At 67.9% G+C, this 26,719-nt stretch carries 22 protein-coding genes and 2 tRNA genes; 16 read left to right on the top strand and 8 right to left on the bottom strand.

All coding sequences use genetic code 11. The features are described from left to right. Positions 1–49: 49 nt before the first annotated feature. Positions 50–2,230: a M13 family metallopeptidase gene (locus HMPREF9058_RS09405; protein WP_043538125.1), complete on the bottom strand. Its 2,181-nt coding sequence runs from the start codon at positions 2,228–2,230 to the stop codon at positions 50–52. Positions 2,231–2,328: 98 nt separating this feature from the next. Between HMPREF9058_RS09405 and HMPREF9058_RS09400 the strand changes: the two genes are divergently transcribed. Genes HMPREF9058_RS09400 through HMPREF9058_RS09390 form a run of 3 tightly spaced genes read left to right on the top strand, consistent with a single transcriptional unit; the run spans position 2,329 to position 5,172 of the window. Beyond that, positions 2,329–2,829, top strand: a complete 501-nt coding sequence (locus tag HMPREF9058_RS09400; RefSeq protein ID WP_009407236.1) for a ribose-5-phosphate isomerase — start codon at positions 2,329–2,331, stop codon at positions 2,827–2,829. Positions 2,830–2,831: 2 nt separating this feature from the next. Continuing rightward, complete coding sequence (locus tag HMPREF9058_RS09395; RefSeq protein ID WP_009747864.1) at positions 2,832–3,833, top strand: Fpg/Nei family DNA glycosylase; 1,002 nt, start codon at positions 2,832–2,834, stop codon at positions 3,831–3,833. A 40-nt stretch (positions 3,834–3,873) separates the two neighbouring features. Beyond that, complete coding sequence (locus tag HMPREF9058_RS09390; protein ID WP_009406995.1) at positions 3,874–5,172, top strand: alpha/beta fold hydrolase; 1,299 nt, start codon at positions 3,874–3,876, stop codon at positions 5,170–5,172. Positions 5,173–5,289: 117 nt separating this feature from the next. Here HMPREF9058_RS09390 and epsC read toward each other — a convergent pair whose 3' ends face one another. From epsC to HMPREF9058_RS09370, 3 genes are all read right to left on the bottom strand, one after another. Beyond that, positions 5,290–5,865: a serine O-acetyltransferase EpsC gene (gene epsC / locus HMPREF9058_RS09385; RefSeq protein ID WP_009747725.1), complete on the bottom strand. Its 576-nt coding sequence runs from the start codon at positions 5,863–5,865 to the stop codon at positions 5,290–5,292. Positions 5,866–5,990: 125 nt separating this feature from the next. Then, positions 5,991–6,920, bottom strand: a complete 930-nt coding sequence (cysK, locus tag HMPREF9058_RS09380) for a cysteine synthase A (RefSeq protein WP_009747869.1) — start codon at positions 6,918–6,920, stop codon at positions 5,991–5,993. A gap of 540 nt (positions 6,921–7,460) precedes the next feature. Beyond that, positions 7,461–8,249: a YigZ family protein gene (locus tag HMPREF9058_RS09370; RefSeq protein ID WP_009747847.1), complete on the bottom strand. Its 789-nt coding sequence runs from the start codon at positions 8,247–8,249 to the stop codon at positions 7,461–7,463. A gap of 156 nt (positions 8,250–8,405) precedes the next feature. Between HMPREF9058_RS09370 and rpmF the strand changes: the two genes are divergently transcribed. From rpmF to tig, 4 genes are all read left to right on the top strand, one after another. Further along, the gene (rpmF, locus tag HMPREF9058_RS09365) at positions 8,406–8,570 is read left to right on the top strand and encodes a 50S ribosomal protein L32 (protein WP_003784449.1); all 165 of its coding nucleotides are present in this window, start codon (positions 8,406–8,408) and stop codon (positions 8,568–8,570) included. Between the two features lie 34 nt (positions 8,571–8,604). Further along, positions 8,605–8,675 (top strand) — tRNA-Gly (locus tag HMPREF9058_RS09360). 48 nt (positions 8,676–8,723) lie between these two features. Further along, positions 8,724–8,797, top strand: a tRNA-Pro gene (locus HMPREF9058_RS09355). Positions 8,798–9,078: 281 nt separating this feature from the next. Further along, positions 9,079–10,422 (top strand): trigger factor, encoded by a 1,344-nt coding sequence (gene tig / locus HMPREF9058_RS09350; RefSeq protein WP_009407279.1) that lies wholly within the window; start codon positions 9,079–9,081, stop codon positions 10,420–10,422. 169 nt (positions 10,423–10,591) lie between these two features. Here the strand turns inward: tig and HMPREF9058_RS09345 are convergent, their stop codons facing one another. Together HMPREF9058_RS09345 and HMPREF9058_RS09340 are read right to left on the bottom strand one after the other, a co-directional pair. Further along, entirely contained in the window at positions 10,592–11,725 is a 1,134-nt protein-coding gene (locus HMPREF9058_RS09345; protein ID WP_003786607.1) for a glycosyltransferase family 2 protein, read from the bottom strand. Positions 11,726–12,299: 574 nt separating this feature from the next. Continuing rightward, a complete protein-coding gene (locus HMPREF9058_RS09340; RefSeq protein ID WP_009747840.1) occupies positions 12,300–12,668 on the bottom strand; it encodes a cupin domain-containing protein in 369 nt (122 codons plus the stop codon). A 317-nt stretch (positions 12,669–12,985) separates the two neighbouring features. On the opposite strand from HMPREF9058_RS09340, the gene HMPREF9058_RS09335 reads away from it, so the two are divergent. The 4 genes from HMPREF9058_RS09335 (at position 12,986) to HMPREF9058_RS09320 (ending at position 16,184) form a co-directional block, all read left to right on the top strand. Beyond that, complete coding sequence (locus HMPREF9058_RS09335) at positions 12,986–13,624, top strand: ATP-dependent Clp protease proteolytic subunit (protein ID WP_003786603.1); 639 nt, start codon at positions 12,986–12,988, stop codon at positions 13,622–13,624. 1 nt (position 13,625) lies between these two features. Continuing rightward, positions 13,626–14,300: an ATP-dependent Clp protease proteolytic subunit gene (locus HMPREF9058_RS09330; RefSeq protein ID WP_003786600.1), complete on the top strand. Its 675-nt coding sequence runs from the start codon at positions 13,626–13,628 to the stop codon at positions 14,298–14,300. A gap of 253 nt (positions 14,301–14,553) precedes the next feature. Further along, positions 14,554–15,855 (top strand): ATP-dependent Clp protease ATP-binding subunit ClpX, encoded by a 1,302-nt coding sequence (gene clpX / locus HMPREF9058_RS09325; protein ID WP_043538119.1) that lies wholly within the window; start codon positions 14,554–14,556, stop codon positions 15,853–15,855. Next, positions 15,852–16,184 carry a chorismate mutase gene (locus tag HMPREF9058_RS09320; protein WP_009407163.1) on the top strand — a complete coding sequence of 111 codons (333 nt, stop codon included), beginning with the start codon at positions 15,852–15,854 and terminating at the stop codon, positions 16,182–16,184. Before clpX ends, HMPREF9058_RS09320 begins: the two co-directional genes overlap by 4 nt. Positions 16,185–16,317: 133 nt before the next feature. Here HMPREF9058_RS09320 and HMPREF9058_RS09315 read toward each other — a convergent pair whose 3' ends face one another. Together HMPREF9058_RS09315 and HMPREF9058_RS09310 are read right to left on the bottom strand one after the other, a co-directional pair. Continuing rightward, positions 16,318–18,219 carry a long-chain fatty acid--CoA ligase gene (locus HMPREF9058_RS09315; protein ID WP_009407250.1) on the bottom strand — a complete coding sequence of 634 codons (1,902 nt, stop codon included), beginning with the start codon at positions 18,217–18,219 and terminating at the stop codon, positions 16,318–16,320. A gap of 47 nt (positions 18,220–18,266) precedes the next feature. Further along, the gene (locus tag HMPREF9058_RS09310) at positions 18,267–20,159 is read right to left on the bottom strand and encodes a long-chain fatty acid--CoA ligase (RefSeq protein WP_009407295.1); all 1,893 of its coding nucleotides are present in this window, start codon (positions 20,157–20,159) and stop codon (positions 18,267–18,269) included. A gap of 312 nt (positions 20,160–20,471) precedes the next feature. On the opposite strand from HMPREF9058_RS09310, the gene HMPREF9058_RS09305 reads away from it, so the two are divergent. The 5 genes from HMPREF9058_RS09305 to HMPREF9058_RS09285 all read left to right on the top strand — a co-directional run bounded on the left by HMPREF9058_RS09305 (position 20,472) and on the right by HMPREF9058_RS09285 (position 26,719). Beyond that, on the top strand, positions 20,472–21,764 hold the full coding sequence (locus HMPREF9058_RS09305; protein ID WP_009747793.1) for an ABC transporter substrate-binding protein: 1,293 nt from the start codon (positions 20,472–20,474) through the stop codon (positions 21,762–21,764). Between the two features lie 80 nt (positions 21,765–21,844). Beyond that, positions 21,845–22,882, top strand: a complete 1,038-nt coding sequence (locus HMPREF9058_RS09300) for a carbohydrate ABC transporter permease (protein WP_009747866.1) — start codon at positions 21,845–21,847, stop codon at positions 22,880–22,882. After that, entirely contained in the window at positions 22,879–23,742 is an 864-nt protein-coding gene (locus tag HMPREF9058_RS09295) for a carbohydrate ABC transporter permease (RefSeq protein WP_009747947.1), read from the top strand. The genes HMPREF9058_RS09300 and HMPREF9058_RS09295 overlap by 4 nt, the downstream gene beginning before the upstream one ends. 204 nt (positions 23,743–23,946) lie before the next feature. Then, on the top strand, positions 23,947–25,725 hold the full coding sequence (locus tag HMPREF9058_RS09290; RefSeq protein ID WP_009407025.1) for a glycoside hydrolase family 13 protein: 1,779 nt from the start codon (positions 23,947–23,949) through the stop codon (positions 25,723–25,725). Further along, entirely contained in the window at positions 25,706–26,719 is a 1,014-nt protein-coding gene (locus HMPREF9058_RS09285; RefSeq protein WP_009407135.1) for a LacI family DNA-binding transcriptional regulator, read from the top strand. Before HMPREF9058_RS09290 ends, HMPREF9058_RS09285 begins: the two co-directional genes overlap by 20 nt.

The following is a 26,719-nucleotide window of genomic DNA, read 5'->3' as shown; positions in this document are numbered from 1 at the left end:
GGGCAACGAGTTTCGGACCCTGGGGCTTGAATCCGAGCGACCGGGCCGTTTACCAAATAGAGACCCGCTCGTTTGGTGGCAACCATAAGGCGTCGTCGGAATCCACCGCGAAGGCCTTGTAGAAGGCATCCACATTGCGCACGATTCCGTTACAACGGAACTCCGCCGGCGAGTGCGGGTCGACGGTCAGGAGAAGCTCCGCGTAGTCCGGACGGCTCTTGGATCGCCAGATCCGTGCCCAGGAGTAGAAGAAGCGCTGCAGGCCGGTGAGCCCGTCGATGACAGGAGCCTCATCCACTGAGGGGATGCCGATGTCGGCCAGGGCCAGGGAGTAGGCCTTGAGGGCGATGCCCAGGCCACCCAGGTCACCAATGTTCTCCCCGATGGTCAAAGCGCCGTTGACGTGCGGGATCTCCTCCTGCGCCGTGCCCGCCTCCCGGTGCTTGGCGACGACGACCTCGGGCGTGTAGGCGTCGTACTGGCTGATGAGCGCGCTCGTGCGCTCGGTGAAGGCCTCCCGGTCCTCCTGGGTCCACCAGTCGCTGACCTTTCCGGTGCCGTCGAAGGTCGAGCCCTGGTCATCGAAGCCGTGGCCGATCTCGTGACCGATGACAGCGCCGATACCCGCGTAGTTCACAGCGTCGTCGGCCTGCGGGTCGAAGAAGGGAGGCTGAAGGATCGCCGCGGGGAAGACGATCTCATTCATGGTGGGGTTGTAGTAGGCGTTGACCGTCTGAGGGGTCATGTGCCACTCGTCGCGGTCCACCGGCTTGGTCAGCTTGTTCAGCGAGTAGGCCATGTCGGCCCGCTCCACGCTGCGCACCGAGGCCAGGACGTCCCCGGGGAAGACCTCGACGGCGGAGTAGTCGCGCCAGCGCACCGGGTAGCCGATCTTCGGGGTGAACAGCGCCAGCTTCTCCAGGGCCCGCTCCCGCGTGGCTGGACTCATCCACTCCAGTGAGGAGATGGACTGGTGGTAGGCCTCGATGAGCCGGCCCACCAGGGCCTCCATCGCCGACTTGTGCGACGGCGGGAAGTGCCGCTCCACGTAGATCTCACCCAGTGCCTCACCCAGGCAGGACTCCACCAGGCCGACGCCGCGCTTCCAGCGGGGCCGCAACTCGTCGGTCCCCTGGAGCGTGCGGCCGTAGAAGTCGAAGCTCTCCTCCACGAAGGCCCCCGACAGCAGGCTGGCCCGTCCGTGAACGACGTGCCAGGCCACCCAGGCCTTGAGATCCTCCAGGTCGGTCTTCTGCCAGACGCCTGCCGCGTGGGGGAGGTAGTCGGGCTGGGTGACGATGGCCTCCTCGAGGAAGGCGGTCTGCTCGATGCCGGCGCTCCGGGCGGCCGCACGGATCCCCTCGCGCCACTCGTCCCAGGGCAGGTCTGGGGCCGAGTCCACGATCTGCTGCCAGGACATCGGGTTGTTCATCTTCTCCACGTCTCGGCAGGTGACGCGGTCCCAGTGGCCCTTGGCCAGGGCGGTCTCCACGGCCATGACCCGTTCGGCGAGGTCCTCACCCGAGGTGCCGAAGGAGTCCGTCAGGCCCGCCAGCGCCATCATCCTGGCCACGTGCTCCACGTAGGCCTGGCGCAGCGGGGCCTGAGCCTCCTCCCGGTAGTAGGACTCGTCCGGCAGCCCCAGTCCCGACTGCCCCACCCAGCTCGTGTAGCGCTCCGGGTCATTGATGTCCACCTCGACATCCGCGCCGACCACGCCCATGAAGCCGACGGGCGTCATCTCTCCCAGCGCTCGGGCCAGCTCCTCCTTGGAGGAGGCGCCCAGCACCGGTGCCAGCTCCTCAGCCAGCGGCTCGGCTCCGAGCTCCTCCAGATGGGCCTCGTCCATGAAGGCCTGGTAGAGGGCGCCGACTCGGCCCCGGTTGGTGGTCAGGACCTCCGCGGCCCCCTCGGGCGCCACGCAGGAGAACTGCTCGGCGAGCTCCTCGACGATCTGGCGGCAGGCGGCCTCGGCCTCGTCGCGCAAGGTGGTGAAGGCGCCGCTGCTGGGCCGGTCCGCCGGGATCTCGGCGGTCGCAAGCCACTGGCCGTTGACGAAACGGAACAGGTCGTCCTGGGGGCGCACCGAGGTGTCGGTGTGCGCCGTCTCCAGCACGCCGGCGAGGATGACGTCGGTGGCGGGGGAGCTGCTCGCCGGCTGGGAGTGCTGGGCCGGTGAGTCCGATGCAGGGCCGGTGGGAGTCGGTGAGGTCGCGCAGGCGTCAGTCATAGCGGACACGCTAACCCTCTCCGCTGCTCTCAGGCGTCCCGATGGCGCCCGTTGCCTCATGGTGCGAAGCGCTGTTCGCGTGAGGCACAATTCTGCCCATGCGCATCCATATCGCCTCCGACCACGCCGGTTATGAGCTCAAGAGCGCCGTGAGCGCGCACTTGAGGGAGCAGGGGCACACCGTCATCGACCATGGAGCCCACTCCTACGACCCGGATGACGACTACCCCGCCTTCTGCCTGGCTTGCGGGGAGGCCGTCGTGGCCGACGCCGGGAGCCTGGGCATTGTTCTCGGGGGCAGTGGCAACGGGGAGCAGATCGCCGCCAACAAGGTGGACGGGGTGCGTGCCGCCCTGGCCTGGTCGATCGAGACCGCCAGGCTCGCCCGCCAGCACAACAACGCCAACGTCGTCGCGCTGGGCGGTCGCATGCACGATCTGGGGGCGGGCCTGGCGATCATCGATGCTTTTCTCGCCGAACCCTTCAGCGGCGATGAGCGCCACGTGCGTCGCATCGCCCAGCTCACCGACTACGAGAGCCGCGTTCATGACGCCCCCGCTCCAGCGGCTGATCCCACCGGCACCCCCACCGGGGCCTGAGCATGCCGGAGGGGCACACCATCCACCGGCTCGCCGCCGCCCTTGACGAGCTCTACGGCGGTCAGAGCCTGCGCGTGCGCTCGCCGCAGGGGCGCTTCGCCGACGGGGCGAGCCGTCTTGACGGTCAGGTCCTCCTGGGCAGCCAGGCCCACGGCAAGCACCTCTTCCTGCCTTTCGGCCCCCGCGCCGACATGTCCCTCGACGACGCCTCCGTCACCTGGCTGCGGATCCACCTGGGCCTCTACGGGGCATGGACCTTCGACGGCGACCGTGAGTTCACAGCGCCCCACGCCATCGGGGCGCCGCGTCGGCGCGTCGGGGAGCGTGGCGAGCACGCCCTCAAAGGTGGGGGAGGGTCGGCCCTGACCGGGCTGAACGGCGGGAGCCTCGAAGCCGAGGGGCAGGGCACAGCCACACACGGGCCCGCCCCCGAGGAGTGGGAGCCTCCCGAGCCGCGTGGCGCGGTACGGCTGCGGCTGCTCGGCGAGCACGGGGTGGCCGACCTGACCGGACCGGCGGCCTGCGAGCTGCTGGACGCCGAGGGCGTGGCCGCTGTCCGCCGTCGCCTCGGCCCGGACCCGCTGCGCGCTGACGGCGACGTGGAGGCCTTCGTGGCCAAGGCGCGCTCGCGGCGCAAGAGCATCGGGGAGCTGCTCATGGACCAGTCCGTCATCTCCGGAGCCGGCAACATCTACCGGGCCGAGACGCTCTTCCGGGTCGGGGTCTCGCCGTTCCGAGCGGGCAACCGCATCAGCCAGGAGCGGCTGCGGGCCATCTGGGAGGACCTGCGTCCTCTCATGGAGTACGGGGTGGCCACCGGCTTCATCACCACCGTCGACCTCGACGACGTCCCCGCCCCCCTGCCGCCTGACGACCCCGAGGCCGGCCGGTGGTACGTGTACCACCGCACCGGCCGTCCATGCCTGCGCTGCGGGACCCCGGTGGCGGAGCGGGAGGTCGCCTCCCGCCGGCTCTTCTGGTGCCCGACCTGTCAGGCCCACTGAAACCGGCTGGAGACCCTCCGGGTCCCACTAAGGTGGCAGCATGTCGAACGCCTCGCCCGCCCTGCACTCCTCGAGCTGGTCCTCCTCGACCGCCGGCCTGCTGACCCGCGACCACCACCTGACCGTTCCCCTGGACCGCAGCGGGCAGGGGGACTCAGCCCCCGACGGTACGGAGTCCATCACCGTCTACGCCCGTGAGATCTCAGCCGTGGGCATCGACCCGGTCTCCCGGCCGCCACTGGTCTTCCTTCAGGGCGGGCCGGGCTGCGAGGCACCCCGCCCCAGTGCCGACTCCGGGCTCGGCTGGATCGGTGCGATCCTCGAGCACCACCGACTCATCCTCGTCGACCAGCGCGGCACCGGAGCCTCCAGCCCGGTGGACCGGCCCGATGCCGCCGGCACCCCCGCAGACACCGCCCGGCTGCTCACTCACCTGCGCGCCGATGAGATCGTCGAGGACTGCGAGGACCTGCGCCGCGCTCTGGGCCTGGAGCGCTGGAGCCTGCTGGGCCAGTCCTTCGGAGGGTTCTGCGTCACCCGGTACCTCTCCGAGCACGCCCAGAGCCTGGAGAAGGTCTACATCACCGGCGGCCTGCCCGCCGTCGGGCACAGCATTGACGAGGTCTACGCCCTCAGCTACGAGGCGATGCGCCTCAAGAGCGAGGAGTACTACACCCGCTTCCCCCAGGACCGCGACCGCATGGCGTCCCTGGTTGAGAAGGCCGGTCGGGGTGAGCTGAGGACGGCGGGAGGGGATTTCGTAGGACCCGAGCGCCTGCGCTCGCTCGGCGCCCTGCTGGGCGGGGCCGGGGGAGCGGACACGATCCACTACCTCCTGGAGCGCGACCCCGACTCCTGGGCCTTCCGCTATGACCTGGGGCAGTGCCTGCCCTTCGGCGGCAGGTTCCCGCTCTACGCCGTCATCCACGAGTCCTGCTGGGCCGACGCCGGCACCACCGACTGGGCCGCGCAGCGGGTGCGTCCCGCGGTCTTCGACGACGATCCCACCCTGCTGACAGGCGAGCACGTGCGCCGTGAGGCCTTCGTCGAGGACGCCGGTCTGCGCCCCTGGCTGGAGGTGGCCGACCTCCTGGCCGCGCACGAGTGGCCGGCGCTCTACGACCCGGCCCGTCTCAAGGCCACGACGACCCCCGGGGCGGCCGCCGTCTACGCTCGCGACGTGTTCGTGCCGATGACCACCTCCCTGGAGACGGCCGCGCTCATCCCCGGCCTGCGCACCTGGATCACCAGCGAGTACGAGCATGACGGCTCACGCGCCTCCGGCGGTCGGGTCTTCAAGCGCCTGCGAGACCTGGCCGCCGGGGTGATCGCCCGCTGACAGCTGTGCCCCGGTACGCCCACCGGGCGCACCAGGGCACAGCCGGGTGCTTGAGGAGCACGCGAGGGACGGGCGTGAGGCGGCCCCCGGGTGCCCGCTGGGATGCTGTGAGGCGGCTCAGATGTAGATGGTCGGGTCCATCATGAGCTCGGGGTCGGTGCGGGGGTCGCGGGCCCGGCTGGGCACGCCCACGGCGACATGACCCTGCGGGAGGTTCTTCACCAGGACCGCGTTGGCCCCCACCTTGGCCCCGTCCTCGACGGTGACCGGCCCCAGGACCTTGGCGCCGGCGCCGATCTGCACGTTGTTACCGATGGTGGGGTGGCGCTTGCCCGGACTCATCGACACCCCGCCCAGAGTCACTCCGTGGAACAGCAGGACGTCGTTGCCGACCTCCGCGGTCTCACCGATGACCACGCCCATGCCGTGGTCGATGAAGAAGCGCTCACCGATCGTCGCGGCCGGGTGGATCTCGATGCCGGTGAAGTTGCGGGCCGCTTGAGACAGGGCGCGTGCCGCGAAGCGGTGCCCCTTGTGCCACAGCTTGTGAGCCGCCCGGTGCGCCCACAGGGCGTGGACACCCGGGTAGAGGAGGGCCACCTCCACGCTGGAGCGGGCGGCGGGGTCGCGCTTGCGGGCCGTGGCCAGGTCCTCGCGGGCCAGGTCCAGGAGGGACCGCTGGGAGTTGTGCATGGTGTGCTCCTGTGATGGGTGACGGTGCGGCTCAGGTCGGCTGGTGAGCCTTCACCTCGCCCGCTGCGCCGATGACAACACCGACGGCGGCTCACCTGTTCCCAGGTTCGCCGCCGTCGGGGGAGTCAGTCGAGGAAGTCCTTGAACAAGGGCGTGGACAGGTAGCGCTCACCGGTGTCAGGCAGGACGGTGACGATGGTCTTGCCCTCGAACTCAGGGCGCCTGGCCAGCTCGCTGGCGGCAGCCAGAGCGGCGCCCGAGGAGATCCCCACCAGGAGACCCTCCTCCGCAGCGGCCCGGCGAGCGTAGGTGATGGCGACGTCGGACTCGATGTGGAGCAGCTCGTCCCAGATGCCCTGGTCAAGGATCTCGGGAACCACGTTGGGGCCCAGGCCCTGGATCTTGTGGGGAGCGGCCTGGCCCTCGCTCAGCAGCGGGGACTCGGAGGGCTCGACGCCGTAGATCTTCACCCCGGGCTTCTCCTGGCGCAGAACCTGGCCCACTCCGGTCAGCGTGCCCCCGGTGCCGATACCGGCCACGAAGACGTCGATGTCGCCCCCGGTCTGCTCCAGGATCTCCCGAGCCGTGGTCTCGCGGTGGATCTTGGGGTTGGCCGGGTTGGTGAACTGGGAGGCGAGGATCGAGTTGGGGGTCGCGGCCTGGATCTCCTCGGCCCGCTTGACCGCGCCGGCCACGCCGCCCTCGGTGGTCAGCACCAGCTCCGCACCGAAGGCGCGCATGATGGCCCGGCGCTCCTTGGACATGGTCTCGGGCATGGTGATGATGACCTTGTACCCCAGGGCCGCTCCCACCATAGCCAGGCCGACGCCGGTGTTCCCGGAGGTCGCCTCCACGATGGTGCCACCGGGCTTGAGGTCACCGGAGGCCTCCGCGGCGCGCACGATGGACAGGGCGATGCGGTCCTTGACCGAGGCGGCCGGCTCGAAGGCCTCCACCTTGGCCAGGACGGTGGCGGGGGCGCCGTCGGTGACGCGGTTGATGCGGACCAGGGGAGTGTTGCCGACCAGAGCGGTTGCGTCGGGTGCGTACGTCATAGTGATGTCCTTCGAGTGTGGGTTGGGTGAGCCCTGTGGTGATGGCGACCGGCGGTGCCGCGTGATGAGGCGACGTCGGGCCCGCGAGGACTCGTAAGAGAAAAGAAGTGGGACGGTCCGCGTCCGTCAGGGGGCCACGTCATGAGGAGTGGCTCGAACAGCAGGGGTGACCGCCTGCTCCGGGAGCGCCGGGCATGCGCGCAGCGGTACGCGCACAGATGTCGTGGCCTGGCGCCCTACCGACACCGGCAGCAGCAGCACGCGGGCGCGATGGGCATGGAGAGCGAGGACATGGTGCACATGACGGTCTTCACCATCATGGGTCCTCCTTAGTTCCTCTCGGCGACTGGCTGCGCCTACCCGGGCGTGAACTGCTCATCCGGGGCGTGGTTCCCCGGCTGTTGGTGGAACCCTACCCCGCATCCGACGGTGATCGCCACATCCATCCGGTATCTGCTCGCATCGTGGTCGTGAGCGCGGCCGAGTCCGCGGGTGCCTGGTAGGCGTATCCGGGGGAGAGGGGGTTCTCGACCCTGGGCTTCAGGCCGGGGGCACAGGGACCTCGACCAGTCGGCTCCCGGCAGGCTCTGCCGCCCCCTCGCCGCGGGTCAGGGCCGCCAGCGGGGCGTGCAGGAGCTCAGGGTCGGCGCAGGACGTGGCCAGCACGAGGACCGCGTGGGTCGGTCCCCAGATCGTCTCCTCGACGTGAATGGTCGGGGCCGGTGTGGCCGTCCCGCCCTCCGCCGTCGGCCCCGATGCTGCGGTGGGGTTGCGGGAGCGCAGCTCCGCCTCGATCCTGCCGGCCTGGGCCACCGGAACCCGCAGGTCCCACAGATGAAGCCGGGTCAGGGTGACCCGTGCAGCCGCCTGCAGCGCCTGAGCGGTCGCCTCGGAGTAGGCGCGCACCAGTCCGCCGGTACCCAGGAGCGTTCCGCCGAAGTAACGGGTGACGACGACGGTCGTGTTGGCCAGTCCCGTTCCTCTCAGGACGTCGAGCATGGGCTGGCCGGCCGTGCCGGAGGGCTCGCCGTCGTCGTTGGAGCGCTCGGTGGGTGGGGGCGGGGCGGCCAGGGCGTGTCCGTCGGAGAGGTCGGTGAGCGTCAGCGCCGAGCAGTGGTGGCGCGCGTCGGGGTAGGTGGAGCGCACCTCCGCGATGAAGCTGCGGGCCTCGTCCATGGAGTCCGTGCGGCAGGCGCGTGCCAGGAAGTGGGATTTCTTGATCTCCAGGTCGATCTCGGGCTGCTCGCCGCGGGCCAGGGTGATGAGCCCGGGGGGTGACTGCTCCCGAGACGGCTGGTGCGATGGTGTGCGAGGGGCGTGCGGGGCCATGGCAGGATCCTCGCACGAGGCGGGCGCGGGACCGATGTCACACGCCTTGAGGTGCTCCTGGACTGGAAGCGGTCCCGGCGATGTCGTTATGGTGTCCCTCGGTCCAGTTTCGAGGGGTCGTCCGATCCCCAAGGTTCATGAGAGAGGAGCGGGCCCATGGCAGTGCCGAAGCGGAAGATGTCCCGCAGCAACACCCGCAACCGCCGCTCACAGTGGAAGGCCAAGCTCACCGAGCTCAACACCATCCGCGTCCAGGGCCGCGAGATCTCCGTCCCTCGCCGTCTGGCGCGGGCCTACAAGGAGGGCCTCATCGAGCAGTGAGGCTGCAGGTGGAGGGGTGAAACCCTTCATCCATGCGGGTGTAGCTCAATGGTAGAGCCTCTGCCTTCCAAGCAGATTGCGCGGGTTCGATTCCCGTCACCCGCTCTGTGAGCCGAAAGGGGCCGCTCCTCGGCGGTCCCTTTCGTCACGTCACGGGCTGTGGCGCAGTTTGGTAGCGCACCTGCTTTGGGAGCAGGGGGCCGCGGGTTCAAATCCCGCCAGCCCGACTCCTCGTCCCGTGGTCGGACGGCCTGTGCGCAGACCGCATTCAGGTGCGCGTCGAGGCGGATGCATGGCCCGTGAGTATGCCGATGCGCCCCGCGGCCACGACGGCCGTGCCCGGTGCCATCTCCTGTGTCCAGACTCATGCGCCAGGTGCGGACGCAGCGTCGATCCCACTGTCCGTTTGCCCTAAGATGGCACGGATTGACGCCACAGACACGCGTCCACCGAGCGCCTCCGAGTGCGTCGGTGTTACCGCAGAACTCAGACCTTGGGAGCAACCCCCGTGAAGACCACTGTCGAGAATCTTGACCCCAGTCGCATCAAGCTGACCGTTGAGGTCCCCTATGAGGAGCTCAAGCCCAGCCTGGATGCCGCCTACAAGGAGATCGGCTCCCAGATCCAGGTCCCCGGCTTCCGCCGCGGTCACGTCCCCAACCGGGTCATCGACCAGCGCGTCGGCCGTGGGACCGTCATCCAGGAGGCCGTCAACAACAAGCTTTCCGACTTCTACCGTGACGCCATCACAGAGGCCGAGCGGGTCCCCATGCTCCAGCCCGAGGTCGATGTCGTCGAGCTGCCCAACGCCACCGGCGAGAACGGCGGTCAGCTGGCCTTCACCGCCGAGGTCACTGTTCGCCCCGTCATCGAGCTGCCGGACCTGAGCAAGGCCAAGCTGACCGTGGACGCCGTCGAGGTCACCGATGAGGACGTCGACATCGAGCTGGACAACCTGCGTGCCCGCTTCGGCTCCCTGAAGTCCGTGGGCCGCAAGGCCAAGACCGGTGACTTCGTCACCATTGACCTCAAGGCCGTCATCGACGGCGAGGAGGTCGACTCCATCTCGGGCGTCTCCTACGAGATCGGCAAGGGCAACATGCTCAAGGGCCTGGACACCGCCCTGCGCGGCCTGAAGACCGACGAGTCCGCCACCTTCACCACCGAGCTGGCCGGCGGGGAGCACGCCGGTGAGCAGGCCGAGGTCACGGTGACCGCCACTGCCGTCAAGCAGCGTGAGCTGCCCAAGGTCGATGACGAGTTCGCCCAGCTCGCCTCCGAGTTCGACACCGTCGAGGAGCTGCGCGAGGACCTCGTCAAGCAGGTCACCGAGCGCAAGACCGGCGAGCAGGCGGTCGCCGCCCGTGACGCCCTCCTCGAGCACCTGCGCAGCGAGGTCGCCTTCGACGTCCCCGAGGCCGTTGTCGAGGCCGAGGTCGCCCAGCACCTGCGGGCCGAGGGCAAGGACGGCGACGAGGAGCACGCCAAGGAGATCCGCGAGGACATCGTCAACGGTGTGCGCGACCAGATCATCCTCGATGTCCTGGCTGAGGACCTCAAGGTCGGTGTGGCGCAGGACGAGCTGCTGGAGTTCCTCTTCCAGACCGCCCAGCAGTACGGCATGGAGCCCGCCCAGTTCCTCCAGGGTGCTCAGCAGGCCGGGCAGATTCCCGCCTTCGTCTCCGAGGTCGCTCGCAACAAGTCTCTGGCCATGGCGCTGCGCCAGGCAGCGGTGGTTGACTCCAAGGGCGAGACCGTGGACCTGTCCGCCTTCATCGGCTCCGACGAGGACGACGCCGCCGCGGCAGCTCAGGCCGCAGCCGTTGCCGCTGAGGGCGAGGACGCCGAGTGAGCCCACGGCGGCGTATGAGCTGAGGCGCGTTCCCCGCTCATGCGGGACGCCTCACAAGCTGAACAGACGGGCCCACCTTCTTCTTCTGGAAGGTGGGCCCGTTGCCGTGCGGGGGAGTGTTGTCGGGATGACCTCTGCCGCGTTGACCGGGATGTGTCCCGGATGAGGATCAGCCCGCTGTGACGAGGTCCTTGCGCTTGGGGCGAATGACTCCGAAATTGCGTTCAGGAATCGCCATCTTGAAATAGTAGGCGACCCCGATGGGAACCACGATGAGACTGACGAAGAGGCAGTAGAAGGGCTGGAAGATCAGCCACTTGTTGCCGTGGTCCCAGTGAAGCCACACGATAGCGGCGTAGTAGATGAACAGTGCCAGCAGAAGTGTCCATCCGGGATTGACAACGGCTATCCATCTGAGCACAAACATGCTGATGACCACGATGCCGCTGTACAGCCACAGGAAGGGGTGCTGGAAGACGAATCTGAAGTTGATGATGAAAAGCCTGAAGGAACCGCCGCTCCAGGCGATTCGCTGGCGCCACCAGGAGTACAGGGTGTCTGGAGCGTTGGTGTTGACGTGGGCAAGAATGTGAACGGCCTTGTATCCCAGTGCGTCTCCGATAATCCCGGACTCGATGTCATTGCCCTGGAAGAACAGTGAGTGGCGGGCCATGATCTGGCGCATGACGTCGGTCTTGCCGATGTGAAGGGCGCCGCTGAGCAGCCACGGCATGATTCTGCGTGCGCGCATCGAGACCACGTACTCGTGGCGCTGCATCTGGACGATGAAGGGCCCCTTCTTCTGAGGCACGATGGTGACCGAGGCGAAGTCGGCCTTATTGGCCACCAGGGCGCCGATGATGTGGGTCAGCGGCTCCTGCGCCGTAGTATCGGCGTCAAGGCAGACGATGTAGGAGTTGAGGGGGGCGGCCAGCAGTGCGTCGCGGACAACCGTGTCCCGGGTGATTCCCGAGGTGCTCCGCTTGCGCCCTACCTTCCGTGGGACGTAGTTGCTGCGGAAGATTCTGAACCCGTAGCGAATGGCGATGTCCTCCAGGTCGCGGTAGAACTCCTCGGACTCACCAGATGTGGTGCACAGGACTACTCGATCTCCATAAGGGCGCAGATAATCCGCGTTCTGCAAGTACTTGACGTTGCCGTAGATCGGTACCAGGACGCTGAAGTCGTCCGAGGTGATGTTCGGATTCAGCTCCACGGCTTTATACCACTTCGAGGTGATGCCGGCCCAGATGTCAATTCCGATCCAGAATAGGATTCCCACCAGCAGGGTAATGACGATCATGCAGTGGTCCTCTCTGATGCATGGAATTGTGCGAACGTGCTGAACACGAGTAGCCCCTTACTGGGTGGTGCGGCAAGCGGAAAAGACGTGTTGTTCTAGCAGGGACGGGATTATTGAATCGTGAAAGAATGTGGCTGACTGGCGTCGGAGTGAAGCCTGAGTCGAAGGGCTTTGGTGTCGTCAGGCAGGCGGACACTCCAATGCTATCGGTCGGATAAATTCGATGGTGCCACGCCGCCCTCACCGATGCCACGGTGTGGGAAGCGGGTCACGTCAAGATCTCGGGCGCCTACAACCTATCCGATGGAAGGTTTAGTTTTCCTACAAGGAAGGGTGAGTTGGCTTACCGTCGTCTCGCGCCTGTGGGAGCGAGTGATCCGCGACACCGGGCGCGATACGTCAGGTGGTGCGTGGTCGGCCGGCGTCTTTACTGCGGCCGGATGAGGTGCTCGACTTAGTGGAACTCACAAGGAAACGGGATGGGGGCGAAGGCTCGGCGCCTCGCCCCCATCACGCGCGGTGGTGGCCGTCAGTCGGACGGCTCCCGATCGGTAGGCGGTTGCCCGCTCCCGGGCTACTTCTCGTTCGCTGCTGCGGCCTTGTCGACGTCGACCATCACCAGCTGCATGCGGCACGGCGTCACGGCCGTCAGCGCGTGACGGTCACCGGGTGCCAGGTAGATGACGTCCCCGGCGCCCATCCGCTCGGTGCGCTCGCCGATGGAGAAGTCCATCTCGCCCTCCAGGAGCGTGACGATCACCGCCCTGGGGGAGGAGTGCTCGGTGAGGACCTGACCGGCGTCGAAGGTGAAGACGACGGTGCGCAGAATCTCGTTGTTGACGACGACCCGTGAGGTGGTTGCCTCCTCGGAGATGGGCAGGGCGGCGTTGAGGCCGAGTCGGAACAGGGACTCGGTTGAGGGGGTGCTGGACGAGGGGGACATGTGTGCTCCTACGATGTTGGGTGGACAGGACTGTGAGGGTTGTATGGCTGTGAGGGCTGGGCCGAGCGCGTCCCGAGGTGGCGGCGTGCCGGGCGTCGGATGATGCTGTTATGGAAGACAGTACTGGTGACAAGACTGAGGGGCGCGATCTGCCGAGGTGCTGACCGTCGGGGATGGTGCCGTGATCGCGAGGAGGCTCGAGGAGATGCGCCCCGTGGTCGTCGCACCTGCGCCGTGGGCGAAAAGGGTGCGACGGCGGGCATGGTGGCCGAGGGGGTCGCGTTAGCGTTGGTGACACCGACCATGAGAGGACTGACGTGAGCGAGCTCTACACACCCGCTGCGGTCGCCCCTCCCCAGGCAGCCGACGCCGCAGGCGCGGGTCTGGGGTTGACCGACTCCATCTACAACCGCCTCCTCAAGGAGCGCATCATCTGGCTCGGCTCCGAGGTGCGTGACGACAACGCCAACGCCATCTGCGCCCAGATGCTGCTGCTGGCCGCCGAGGATCCCGAGCGGGACATCTACCTCTACATCAACAGCCCCGGCGGCTCGGTGACCGCCGGCATGGCCATCTACGACACCATGCAGTACGTCCAGCCCGACGTCGCCACCGTGGCCACGGGGCTGGCCGCCTCCATGGGGCAGCACCTGCTGTCGGCCGGCGCCAAGGGTAAGCGCTACCTCACCCCCCACGCCCGCGTGCTCATGCACCAGCCCTCCGGTGGTGCCGGGGGCTCGGCCACTGACATCCGCATCAACGCCGACCTCATCATCAAGATGAAGCAGGAGCTCGCGGAGATCACCGCAGCCAACACCGGGCACACGGTGGAGGAGATCATTGCTGACTCCGACCGTGACCACTGGTTCTCGGCCCAGGAGGCCCTGGAGTACGGATTCGTCGACCACATCGTGCGCTCCAGCCGGGAGATCGGCAAGCAGAACGGAGACAACTGACATGTCCTCGACCCGTCCCTACTTCGAGGCCATCGCCCGCCAGGCCGGTGCCATGCCGCAGGCCCGTTACGTGCTGCCCCAGTTCGAGGAGCGCACCGCCTACGGCTTCAAACGCCAGGACCCCTACGCCAAGCTCTTCGAGGACCGCATCGTCTTCATGGGTGTCCAGGTCGACGACGCCTCCGCCGACGACATCATGGCCCAGCTCCTGGTCCTGGAGTCCCAGGACCCAGACGGTCTCATCACCATGTACATCAACAGTCCCGGCGGATCCTTCACGGCGCTGACGGCCATCTACGACACCATGCAGTACATCAAGCCGCAGGTGCAGACCGTCTGCCTGGGGCAGGCGGCCTCCGCCGCCGCCGTGCTCCTGGCCGCCGGCAGCGAGGGCAAGCGTCTGGCCCTGCCCAACGCGCGCGTCCTCATCCACCAGCCCGCCATGGAGGGGATGCAGGGCCAGGCCAGCGACATCGAGATCGTCGCCAATGAGATCGACCGCATGCGCTCCTGGTTGGAGGACACCCTGGCCGCGCACACCGGACGGGACCGCGAGAAGATCCACGCCGACCTCGAGCGCGACAAGATTCTCACGGCTGCCGCCGCCAAGGAGTACGGGATCGTGGACCAGGTGCTCACGTCCCGCAAGGCCCCGGCCTCTCCGCACTCCTCCTGAGGAGTGCCGGGATGCAGGCCGGGCCTTCAGTGCCGTGCTGAGGCCGTGTGTGGCGCTCCCTCCCATGACCGGTGGGAGCGCCGCACACGCAGCCGGTGGAAATAAGTCCAGCAAACCCTGGCAGCATGGCGCCCAACGTGGCATATTGCGGACTGGACACGCCGCCATGCACTCGGCGCACCTGCCGTCTGAGCCCGTAGGCTGACGCAGGGCCGCCCGGCTGCGGGGGCCGATGACGAACCTGGAGGAAACTGTGGCACGTAACGCTGAGAGTGTGGATCTGCTCAAGTGCTCCTTCTGTGGCAAGAGCCAGAAGCAGGTCAAGAAGCTCATCGCCGGGCCCGGTGTCTACATCTGCGACGAGTGCATCGAGCTGTGCAATGAGATCGTCGACGAGGAGCTGAGCGACTCAGGCGCCGGAGTTCCTCTCGAGCTGCCCAAGCCCCAGGAGATCTTCGACTTCCTCAACCAGTACGTCATCGGCCAGGAGGCCGCCAAGCGCGCCATGAGTGTGGCGGTCTACAACCACTACAAGCGCGTCCAGGTCAAGGAGCGCTCCGTGGCCGAGGGGGACGGCCTGGAGCTGGGTAAGTCCAACATCCTTCTGCTGGGGCCCACCGGAACCGGTAAGACTCACCTGGCCCGAACCCTGGCCCGCCTCCTCGACGTCCCCTTCGCCATCGTCGATGCCACGGCTCTGACCGAGGCGGGGTATGTCGGCGAGGACGTGGAGAACATCCTCCTCAAGCTCATCCAGGCCGCTGACGGCGACGTCAAGCGCGCTGAGAAGGGCATCATCTACATCGACGAGATTGACAAGATCGGTCGCAAGGCGGAGAACCCGTCGATCACCCGCGACGTCTCGGGTGAGGGCGTCCAGCAGGCACTGCTCAAGATCATCGAGGGAACGACGGCCTCCGTGCCGCCCGGCGGCGGGCGCAAGCACCCGCACCAGGAGTTCCTGGAGATCGACACCACCAACATTCTCTTCATCGCCGCGGGCGCTTTCGCCGGTATTGAGGAGATCGTGCGCCAGCGTCAGCGCAAGGAGTCCGGGGCCCAGATGGTGGGCTTCGGGGCGCAGCTGACCGGTAGCACGGGATCGCAGGACGTCTTCACCTCACCGGTGCGCCCCGAGGACCTTCACAAGTTCGGCCTCATCCCCGAGTTCATCGGCCGCCTGCCCGTCATCGCCACGGTTCAGGACCTGGGGGTGCGTGAGCTCGTGCGCGTCATGACCGAGCCCAAGAACGCTCTGGTCTCTCAGTACCAGTACCTCTTCAGTCTCGACGGCGTCGAACTCGAGCTGACCGATGCCGCCATTGAAGCGGTGGCCTCCCTCGCCCTGGAGCGCAAGACCGGCGCCCGGGGACTGACCTCCATCGTCGAGGAGGTCCTGGGACAGGCCATGTTCGAGGTTCCCTCCCTGCCCGAGGTCGGGCGCGTCGTCGTCGACGCCGATGCCGTCAGGGGTACCGGCAAGCCCAGCTACCAGTCCGGTTCGGGAACGCTGCGCTCGACGAGCAAGATGGGGGAGCGGAGCCGGACCGCATGAGCGAGGAGCAGGGCGGCGTCCCCCCTCAGCTGGCCGTCTATCGGGCCACAATCGACAATCTCGACGCCGCCCTTGTCCATCTCCTGGCTGAGCGCTTCCGCTGCACTCAGCAAGTGGGCCTGCTCAAGGCCCAACTGGACCTGCCGCCGGCCGACCCCGGGCGCGAGCAGCACCAGGTGGCACGTCTGCGGGCACTGGCTGAGGAGTCCGGCCTGGACCCGATCTTCGCCGAGAAGTTCTTCACCTTCATCGTCGCCGAGGTCATCCAGCACCACGAGGAGATCCGCGACGACCACGAGGCCGAGCGGGCCAAGCAGACCGAACTGTAGGAACCGCCGGAGGCGTCCGGTCAGGTGACCTACCGGTGACTCGCAGCGACAAGAGCCGTCCAGGTCGGGCGAGCCAGAAGCGCGGTCCTGGAGCAGCCGGCGGGCCGAGCCCAGTGGGCTCTCGCGGCGGCTTTCAGTCCTGCGACGGTGAGACGGTGGTGCCGGGAATGAGCGGGGTACGCGTGTAGAGAGCCTCGATCTCGGCCCAGAAGCGCTTCTCCGCCTCGGCGCGGCGTACCTTGAGCGAGGGAGTCAGCAAGCCGTTGGCCACGGTGAAGTCCGTGGGCAGCACCTCGAAGGTGCGGATCGACTCCGCCCGTGAGACCGTCTCGTTGGCCCGGGCCACCGCCTTCTCCAGGGCGGCGCGCACCCGTGGGTCCCGGGCGGCGTCGACGACAGTCATCTCCTCCAGGCCGTGGGAGGACAGCCATAGAGGCAACATCTCCGCATCCAGGGTGAGGAGCGCACCGATGCAGGGACGGTTCTCCCCGACGACGAGTACCTGGCTGACCAGCGGATGACCCCGCAGGCGGTCCTCCAGAGGGGCCGGGGCGACGTTCTTCCCACCGGCGGTGACAATGAGCTCCTTCTTGCGCCCCGTGATCCGCAGGAAGCCCTCGGTACCTTCGAAGGAGCCGATGTCCCCGGTGCGCAGCCAGCCGTCATCGGTGAAGGCCTCGACCGTGGCCTCGGGGTTGTTGTGGTAGCCCGTGAAGGTGCCGATGCCCCGGACCAGGATCTCCCCGTCGTCGTCCAGGCGGAGCGAGCAGCCGGGTAGCGGGGTGCCCACAGTCCCGATCCGGGTGACCTGGGGCAGGTTGACGCTGCACGGACCCATGGTCTCGGTCAGGCCATAGCCCTCCAGGACGGTGACTCCGGCGCCGCGGTAGAAGTGACCCAGGCGCTCGCCCAAAGGCCCGCCTCCGGAGACCACGTGCGTGACCTGCCCGCCCAGCACGGAGCGCAGGGTGGAGAAGACCAGCTTGTCGAAGGCAGCGCGCTGAGCCTTGAGGCGGCGCGACGGGCCCTGCGGGGTGTCCAAGGCCCGGGAGTACGCGATCGCGGTCTTGGCCGCCAGGCGGAAGACCTTCTGCTTGGCGCCGGTCGCCTTGGCATCGGCGGCGTTATAGATCTTCTCGAAGACCCGGGGGACGGCCAGGACCGCGGTGGGCCGGAAGGAGCCCAGGTCGTTGAGGAGATTACGCACGTCGGGCACGTGCCCCAGTACGCCCGCGCGTGAGCAGACGACTGCGATCTCCACGAACCGGCCGAGTACGTGGGCCAGGGGCAGGAACAGCAGGAAACGGACCTCGGCCCCGCCCAGGACCTCGGGCACGTGCGGGCAGACGTTGACGCACAGGTGCACGAGGTTGCCGTGGCTGAGCTCGACGCCCTTGGGGCGGCCAGTTGTGCCGGAGGTGTAGACGATGGTGGCCAGGGACTGTGAGGTCAGGGCCGCGCTGCGCCGGTCGAGCTCGCCGGCATCCACGCCTCGACCGGCCTTGATGAGCCCCAGGACGTCCTCGCGCTCGATACACAGCACCTGCAGGCTCTCGAGCTCGGGTACGGTGGAGGTCAGTGCGCCGACCATGGAGGCCATGGCTTCGTTCTCCACGACGATGAGCCTGACGCCGGCGTCGGTGAGGATCCACTGGGCCTGCTCGGCTGAGGAGGTCTCGTAGACGGGGACGACGACGAGGCCCGCCTCCCAGGCGGCGAAGTCCAGAAGCGTCCACTCGTACGACGTGTGCGACATGATGCCGATGGCGTCTCCGGGCTGAAGACCTCGGGCCACCAGACCCGCGGCCACCTCACGCACCTGGGTGCGGAAGGCGCTGGCGCTCATCTCTCGCCAGCGCCGCCCCAAGGGGGACTTGCGGGCGATGAGCCCGCCGTCGGGGCTGCGGCGCACGCGCTCGGCCAGCGCCCAGGGCGTCGTCATGCCGTCGTGAACCGGGACCAGGAGCTCGGTGGTGTGCTCCTCGGAGGAGACGGAGGGGCTGGGGTCGGCCGGTCGGACTGAGGCGTCGGTCATGGTGGCAAGTATGCCCGCCCGAGGCCGCCGGCGAGGTTTGCTCCCGTTTACTCCTGCGGTCCTTTGCGCGTGGAGCTGTAGATCTCCGCGATGACGTCGGCGTGGGCCTCCATGACCGGGCCGCGCTTGACCTTCAGCGACGGGGTGAGCAGGCCGTTGGCCTCGGTGAAGTCGGTGGCCAGCACCCGGAAGGTACGGATCGACTCGGCCCGCGAGACCGCGCGGTTCGTGCGCGCCACGGCCCGGTCCAGGGCGGCGAGCACCTGCGGGTGGGAGGAGGCCTCAACCACGTCCATCGCCGCCAGCCCGTGGTTGCGCAGCCACTGGGGGAGCATCTCCTTGTCCAGGGTGATGAGGGCGGAGATGAAGGGGTCCCCGTCCCCGATGACGAGCACCTGGCTGATGAGCGGGTGGCCGCGCAGGCGGTCCTCGAGCTGGGCGGGGGCGACGTTCTTGCCTCCGGCGGTGACGATGAGCTCCTTCTTGCGTCCGGTGATGCGCAGGTAGCCGTCCTCGTCGAGGGCACCGATGTCACCGGTGCGGAACCAGCCGTCGGCGGTGAAGGCCTCGGCGGTGGCCGAGGTGTTGTTGTGGTAGGTGGAGAAGACTCCGATACCGCGGACCTGGATCTCCTCGTCCTCACCGATGCGGATCTCGTTGCCGCAGACGGGCGGGCCGACGGTGCCGATCTTGTTGAGCCAGTCTGTGTTGACGCTGACCGGGCCGATGGTCTCGGTCAGGCCGTAGCCCTCCAGGATGGCCAGGCCCAGGCCGCGGTAGAAGTGCCCCAGGCGCTGCCCCAGCGGTCCTCCGCCGGAGATGATGAAACGGGCATTGGGTCCCATGAGTCCCCGGATCTTGCGGAAGACGAGACGGTCGGCCATGGCGTGCGCCCGACGCAGGCCGCGGGAGGGGCCCTGAGGGGTGTCCAGAGCGCGGGAGTAGGCGATGGCGACCTTGGCGGCCCAACGGAACAGCTTGAGCTTGGCGCCGCTGCCGGCCTTGGCGTCGGCGGCGTTGTAGATCTTCTCCAGGACGCGCGGGACGGCCAGGATGTAGGAGGGAGCGAAGGACTGCAGGTCGGGCAGGAGGGTCTTGGCGTCGGGGGTGTGGCCCAGCACGCCCTCGCCGGCCAGGGACAGCAGCTGGAGGCAGCGGGCGTAGACGTGTGCCAGCGGCAGGAACAGCAGCAGGCGCACGTTGGTGCCCCACAGGACTCCGGGCAGGTAGCGCACCCCGTGATACGGGATGCCGACGGCGTTGCGGTGGGTGAGCTCGACGCCCTTGGGGCGGCCCGTGGTGCCGGAGGTGTAGATGATGGAGTAGACGTCGTCGACCGTGAGGGCGTTGGAGCGCTGGTCGACCTGGGAGGGGCTGACGCCCGAGCCCGCCTGGACGATGGTGGTGATCGCGTCGGCGTCCAGGGCGAGGACCCTCACCGGCTGCTCGATATCGGCGACGGCGCCGCGCACGAGCTCGGCCAGCGCGCCGCTCTCGGTGATGACCACACGCACGTCGGCGTCGGTGACGATCCACTCGACCTGCTCGGCCGAGCTTGTCTCGTAGATGGGCACGGAGATGAGGCCCGCGCGAGCGATGGCCATGTCCAGGAGGAACCAGTCGTAGGAGGTGTGCGCCATGATGCCGACGGCGGTGCCCGCTTCCAGCCCCATGCCGATGAGACCCGCGGCCACGTGGGCCACCTCCTCGCCGAAGGCTCGGGCCGAGACCTCCTGCCAGTCCCCCGACAGGGGCGACTTGCGGGCCACCAGTGGCCGGTCGCCGCTGCGGGCGATGCGGTCGGCGAGCAGCCACGGCACCGACCAGTGCGCCTCGGGCTGGAAGGGGATCTCGGTGCTGGAGACCCCGCCGGCCATGTGGCCGGGATAGCGCGGCGGCCTGGTGCTGGTGGCCTGGGGCGAGGAGGGGTGAGAGCTCACGGCCTCATTGTGTCAGGCGACGGTCAGGGCGGCGCACCGTTGAGGTGAGAGAAGGAGAGCGGTGCTGTGGAGGTTTTCACAGGCGGTACGCGGTGGTCTCGTGGGGATCGCGGGGTGCGGGTGGTGGGAGGGCAGCCTGCGGTTCGGAGGTTCCTCTCAAGGATTCTGAGACGACAAGCGCGAATTAGGTTTGACCGGTCGGTTGCAGATGTGTAACGTGCATCTCATGCCCAAGTCGACGCGCGTCGACGATGTGGGTCCTTCCGGAACGGAGCCGGTGGGCTCCGCAGCAGTTTCAAGGAGGAAACACACATGACACCCCTACCCCGTCGTCAGTTCATCCAGGGCTCGGCCCTGGCTGCGGCACTGGCCTCCGTCGGGGCCTGCGCCACCTCCCACGGAGACGACGACGGCCCCGTCACTTTTGAAGGCACCGGACCGATCACCTGGGTCCAGGGCAAGGACAACTCGGGCGGCAAGGTGCAGGCCAGGATCGATGAGTGGAACAAGGCTCATCCCGGTGAGGAGGTCAAGCTCATCGAGCTCTCCGCCGAGGCCGACCAGCAGCGCACCGCTCTCGTCAACGCCGCCAGAATCAACTCCAACGCCTACGACGTCGTCTCCCTGGACAATGTCTGGGTCTCGGAGTTCGCCGCCAACCGGTGGGTGGTCGAGTTGCCCCAGGACGAGCTCAAGAATGACGACATCCTGGAACCCGTCTGGAAGACGGGCGTGTACAAGGACAAGCTCTTCGCGGTCCCCTTCGTCACTGATGCTCCGATGATGTACTACCGCAAGGACTTCCTGGCGAAGGCCGGTGTGGCGGTCCCCAAGACCTGGGATGAGGTCAAGGCCGCCATCGACAAGGTCCGGGCCCTGCCCGACCACAAGGACATCGGAGGGTTCGGCGGTCAGTTCGCCAAGTATGAGGGCCTGACCTGCTGCGCCTCGGAGTTCATCCACACCGCCGGAGGTGGCTTCTACAACGACGACGCCCAGGTCATCCTCGACTCCACCGAGTCGGCCACCGGTCTGCAGTGGCTCATCGACGGCTTCGCCAAGGGCTACATCCCCAAGGAGTCTCTGGAGTGGAAGGAGGAGGACGGACGTAACGCCTTCGAGTCGGGCGACCTCCTCTTCTACCGGCAGTGGCCCTACCAGTACGCCAACAACAAGGAGTCCCTGGGAACGGAGAAGTTCGACGTCGCACCGCTACCGAGCATCGACGGCAAGTCCTTCGTCTCCACGCTGGGTGGGCACAACTGCGCCATCACCAAGGGTTCCAAGAACAAGGCGACCGCCTTGAAGTTCGTCAAGTGGTGGATCAACGAGGAGTCCCAGCGCTACCAGCTCAAGACCCAGACGCTCGCACCGATCCTCGGATCCCTCTATGAGGATCCCGAGCTCCTCAAGGAGTTCCCCTACCTGCCGATCCTCAAGAAGAGCCTCGAGAACGCCAAGAGCCGTCCTCAGGCCGTCTACTACGGCGACGTCACCGCGAAGATCCAGGACAACATCTATCCCGCGATCCAGCAGCCGGGGAGCCGGTCCTCCAAGGACGTCATCGCCGGCCTGAGCAGCAACCTGAAGAAGCTGGAGGGGTAAGGCCACAGCAACGGCCGCCGCCGCGGGCGGCGCCCCTGAGACAAATCGGTCATGTCAACAAGGACGGTCAAAGGACAGTCATGAGTACCACGACGCACTCCGAGCAAGTCGTCAATCACCAGTCCAAGAGCTCCAAGGCGCAGGCCCGTCTGGCCTGGATGCTCATCTCGCCCACGGTACTGGTGCTGACGATCGTCATCCTCATCCCCATCGCTCAGTCCCTCTACCAGTCGCTCTTCGGGCGTCCCCGGCTGAAGGACGACGGCTTCTTCTCCACCACCGAGCCCTTTGTGGGACTGAAGAACTACACCGACATCTTCTCCAGCGCCGGTGAGAGGTTCTGGGTGGCCTTCTACAACACGACCCTCTTCGGCGTGGTCACCGTGGTCCTGGAGACCGTTCTGGGCGTGGCCATGGCGCTCATCATGCACAAGGCGATGAAGGGGCGCGGCATCGTGCGCGCCTCCATCCTCGTGCCCTGGGCGATCCCCACCGCCGTCTCCGCCATCCTGTGGGGGTGGATCTTCAACCAGAACGGTGTCGCCAACGCCATCCTGGGCCGGCACGTCATGTGGGCCTCGGGGGACCTGAGCGCCAAGGCGGCAATCATCATCGCCGACGTGTGGAAGACGGCCCCCTACATCGGGCTGCTCACCCTGGCCGGGCTCCAGCTCATTCCCGATGAGGTCTACGAGGCCGCCAAGATCGACGGCGCGAGCGCCTGGAAGCGCTTCACCTCCATCACCCTGCCGCTGGTCAAGCCCGCGCTCGTCGTTGCCGTGGTCTTCCGTGCCCTGGACGCCCTGCGCATGTTTGACCTGCCCTACATCCTCATCGGCCCCAGGAAGGGCAGCGTGGAGACCCTCTCGATGCTGGTCCAGGACGAGAGCTCCAACTCGCGCTACGGCAGCGCCGCGGCCTACGCCCTCATCCTGTTCCTCTACGTCTTCGTCTTCGCCGTCGCGTTCTTGAAGATCACCAACACCGACATCAGTGGTAACGACGAGGCCCGACGCAAGCGCAATGAGCGCAAGCTGCCGGTCAGTGCCTTCTTCAAGCGCTCCGGCTCCTCCACCCCGGCCTCCCAGACGGCTACTGAAAGGAGCCAGCAGGCATGAGCACCTCCACCGCCGCACCTGTCCGCAAGACCAAGAGGGACTGGGGAAGCCTCTTCTCCACCGTCGGCATCGTCCTCATCGTCATCTACTGCCTGGCGCCCTTCTACTGGATGCTGGTCTCCTCCCTGCGCCCCGACAGTGAGATCTTCGAGAACAGCTGGTGGCCCCGCCACCCCTCCTTCGAGAACTACAAGGCGGTCTTCTCCGAGAAGAACGACTTCGCCAACGGCCTCATCAACTCCCTGGTCGTCTCGATCATCGTGACGATCGTGGCGCTGGCGGTGGCGACTTTCACCGCTTACGCCCTGGCGCGCCTCGACTTCCGGGGCAAGGGCTTGCTCATGCTCCTTATCATCGCCACCTCGATGTTCCCGCTCGTGGCCATCATCGTGCCCCTGCTGAAGAACTTCGCCGCCTGGGGTTGGACGGACACCTACCAGGCGATGATCGTTCCGGATCTGTCCTTCTCGCTGCCGCTGGCGGTGTGGAACCTGACGAGCTTCTTCCGGCAGATGCCCCAGGAGCTCGAGCAGTCCGCCATGGTTGACGGATGCACCCCGGGCCAGGCCTTCCGCAAGGTCATCCTCCCGCTGGCCGCGCCGGGAATCTTCACCACCGCCATCATCATCTTCATCGGCGCCTGGAACGAGTTCCTCGTGGCCGTCACGATGATTATCAACCCCTCCATGCAGCCGGCCACGGTGCTGCTGTCGAAGTTCACCGGGGACTCCCAGTTCAACACGCCCTTCGGCTCACAGATGGCGGCGGGAGTCATCATGACGCTGCCGCTGGTCGTCATGGTGCTGCTCTTCCAGCGCCGGATCGTGGCCGGACTGGCCGCAGGAGGTCTCAAGCAGTAGGGCGGCTGCAGTCCCCGTGCCCGGCTCACCGGAGAGCCCGCCCATCACCCGTTCGTCTCTGTGGGGCGGCACCGCCACCGCGCTGCCGCCCCACAGAGAGCGTTCGGGACTAGGCTGGATGCCTCCAGCCTCCACCCCACCCTCCCTTGTTTCCATGTCTCCATTCACCCGGCCGCAGCGCCGCGGCCCGACCAGGACCTGTTCATGACCTTGACCAGTGCTCGCCCGCAGGACCTCCTGCCGCGCACCGACACCGACGCCTGGTGGCGCGATGCCGTCATCTACCAGATCTACCCGCGCTCCTTCGCCGACGCCAACGGCGACGGTATCGGCGATATCCAGGGGATCCGGGAGCACGTCGACCACCTGGTGGCGCTCGGTGTGGACGCCGTGTGGCTGTCGCCCTTCTACCCCTCGCCCCAGGTCGACGCCGGCTACGACGTCTCGGACTACTTCGATCTGGCCCCCGAGTACGGCTCCCTGCAGGACCTCGACGCCCTCATCGCCGACCTCCACGAGGCCGGCATCCGCGTCATCGTCGACCTGGTCCCCAACCACTCCTCCGACCAGCACGCCTGGTTCCGCGCCGCCTTGGAGGCGGGGCCGGGGTCTCCCGAGCGTGACCGCTACATCTTCCGCCACAGCGACGACGGCGCACCGAACAACTGGGGCTCGCTCTTCGGCGGGCCGGCCTGGCAGCCGGTGGAGCCGCTCACCGGCCGTAGCGAGGACCGGGGCTGGTACTACCTCCACCTGTTCGCAGCCGAGCAACCCGACTTCAACTGGTCCAACGCGGACGTCCACGAGCACTTCCGCACCTTCCTGCGCTTCTGGGTGGAGCGTGGTGTCGAGGGCTTCCGCGTGGACGTCGCCCACGGTCTGGTCAAGGCCGAGGGTCTGCCCGACGACGACCTCGGCCCCGACCGGTGGAACGTCGCAGGCTCCCCGGATGAGGACGCGGCCCACGAGAAGCTGCCCGATGTCGGACCGGCCTTCAACCAGCCCGGGGTCCACGACATCTACCGCGAGTGGCGCCGTGTCCTGGACGAGATCGGCGAGGACATCCTCCTGGTCGCCGAGGCCTGGGTGCCCACGGAGGCTGATGCCGCCCAGTACGTGCGCGCCGACGAGATGAGCCAGGCCTTCAACTTCCCCTTCCTGGGCGCCGGATGGGACGCCGACGCGCTGCGCCGTGTCATCGACGTCTCCCTGAGCGAGTACGGCGCCGTGGGGGCGCCCGCCACCTGGGTGCTGTCCAACCACGACGTCGTGCGCCACGCCTCCCGCCTGGCCTACCCCGCCGACATGGACACCGACCCCGGGATCGGCCCCAAGGACCCCCAGCCCGACGCCGAGCTCGGCCTGGCCCGAGCGCGCGCCGCCACCCTGTTCATGCTGGGACTGCCCGGCAGCGCCTACCTCTACCAGGGCGAGGAGCTCGGACTGCCCGAGCACACCACCATGGAGGACGAGGCCCGCCAGGACCCCCTGTGGGAGCGCACCAACCACCTCATCCCGGGGCGCGACGGCTGCCGGGTCCCCCTGCCCTGGACGCGGGACGGGGCCTCCTACGGCTACAACGCCACCGGCCGCACCTGGCTGCCCCAACCCGAGGGCTGGGGCGAGTACTCGCCCCAGGCCCAGGAGGGACGCGAGGACTCCACCCTCACCCTGTACCGGCGGGCCATCGCCCTGCGCCGTGAGCTCCGACTCGGGCGCGGGTCAGTGGAGTGGCTGGATAGCGAGCCTGGGGTCCTGCACCTGCGCAACGGCACCACCGGGATCGTCCTCAACACTACCGAGCAGCCGGTGGCGATCGAGGGGGCCGGCAGGCCCCTCTTCACCTCCTGGCACCGGACCGAGGTGGACGGGGCGGAGGCTGGGGACGCCGTGAACACTGCGTGCGCCGTCGTCGTACCATCCAACGGCGCCTGCTGGCTGGATGCCTCCGCCGGAGGAACCGATGGCGGCGACCCGCGCTGACGTGGCCCGGGCGGCGGGGGTGTCGCCCTCGACCGTCACCTACGTCCTGAGCGGTCAGCGCTCGACGAGCTCGAGCACGCGGGAGCGGGTCATGCGGGCCGTGCGCGAGCTCGACTACCACCCCAACACCGCCGCCCGCTCACTGGCCTCGCGGGTGCTGCGCACCGTGGGAGTCCTCTTTCGGCGCCAGCGTTCCACCATTGACGCCAACGACCTGGACTACGTCGATGGTGTGCGTCGCGCACTGACGCCCAGCGGAATCCAGGTCGTCATCCCGGTCATGACCTCCTCGGCGCCGCTGATCGAGCTGCGCTCGCTCGTGCGCTCCGGCGCCCTGGGCGGAGTGGTTCTCATGGACGTGGCCGACGGCGATGAGCGCGAGGCGATGCTGCTGGAGGAGAAGGTCCCCACCGTCCTCATCGGATCCTCGGATCGCGCCGGTGGGGCGCCCGGCATTGACGCGAACTTCGCTCAGATGGCCCGCACCGGCGTGGAGCACCTGTCCGAACTCGGGCACCGTCGCATCGTCGCGCTCATGCGGGAGACCGCATCCGATGACGCTCACGCCCGCCAGGACCAGGCCCGCGAGCTCCTGCGCGCCGCCCAGGAGCTGGGGGTGGAGGTCCTGGTGCGCCAGGTGCCGGAAGCGGCGCTGGCCGGCGCCGAGATCCTGGGAGCCGGCGGCCTCATCGAGGGTTGCAGCGCCGTCCTGTCCAACAACCCCGCCGCCGTGGTGGGACTGGCCTGCGCGGCGCAGGCCCACGGGCTGTCCGTTCCCGCCGACCTGTCCGTGCTCACCCTCGGGATCACCCAGGGCAGCGGCCGCCACGGGGAGGCCTTCAGCGAGCTCAGCGTAGACCGGGAGGCCATGGGGGTCGAGGCGGGCTCGCTCCTGCTCAGGTGCCTCAGAGGAGAACCGGATCCGGCCCAGCACGGCGGGCTCATGCCCGCCGTCCTCACCGACCGCGGCTCCACGGCGCGCCATCAGGAATAG

The sequence above is a fragment of the Actinomyces sp. oral taxon 175 str. F0384 genome (genome assembly GCF_000223355.1).
GTDB classification, from domain to species: Bacteria; Actinomycetota; Actinomycetes; order Actinomycetales; family Actinomycetaceae; genus Actinomyces; species Actinomyces oris.
This window is presented reverse-complemented; position numbering and strand designations above follow the sequence as displayed.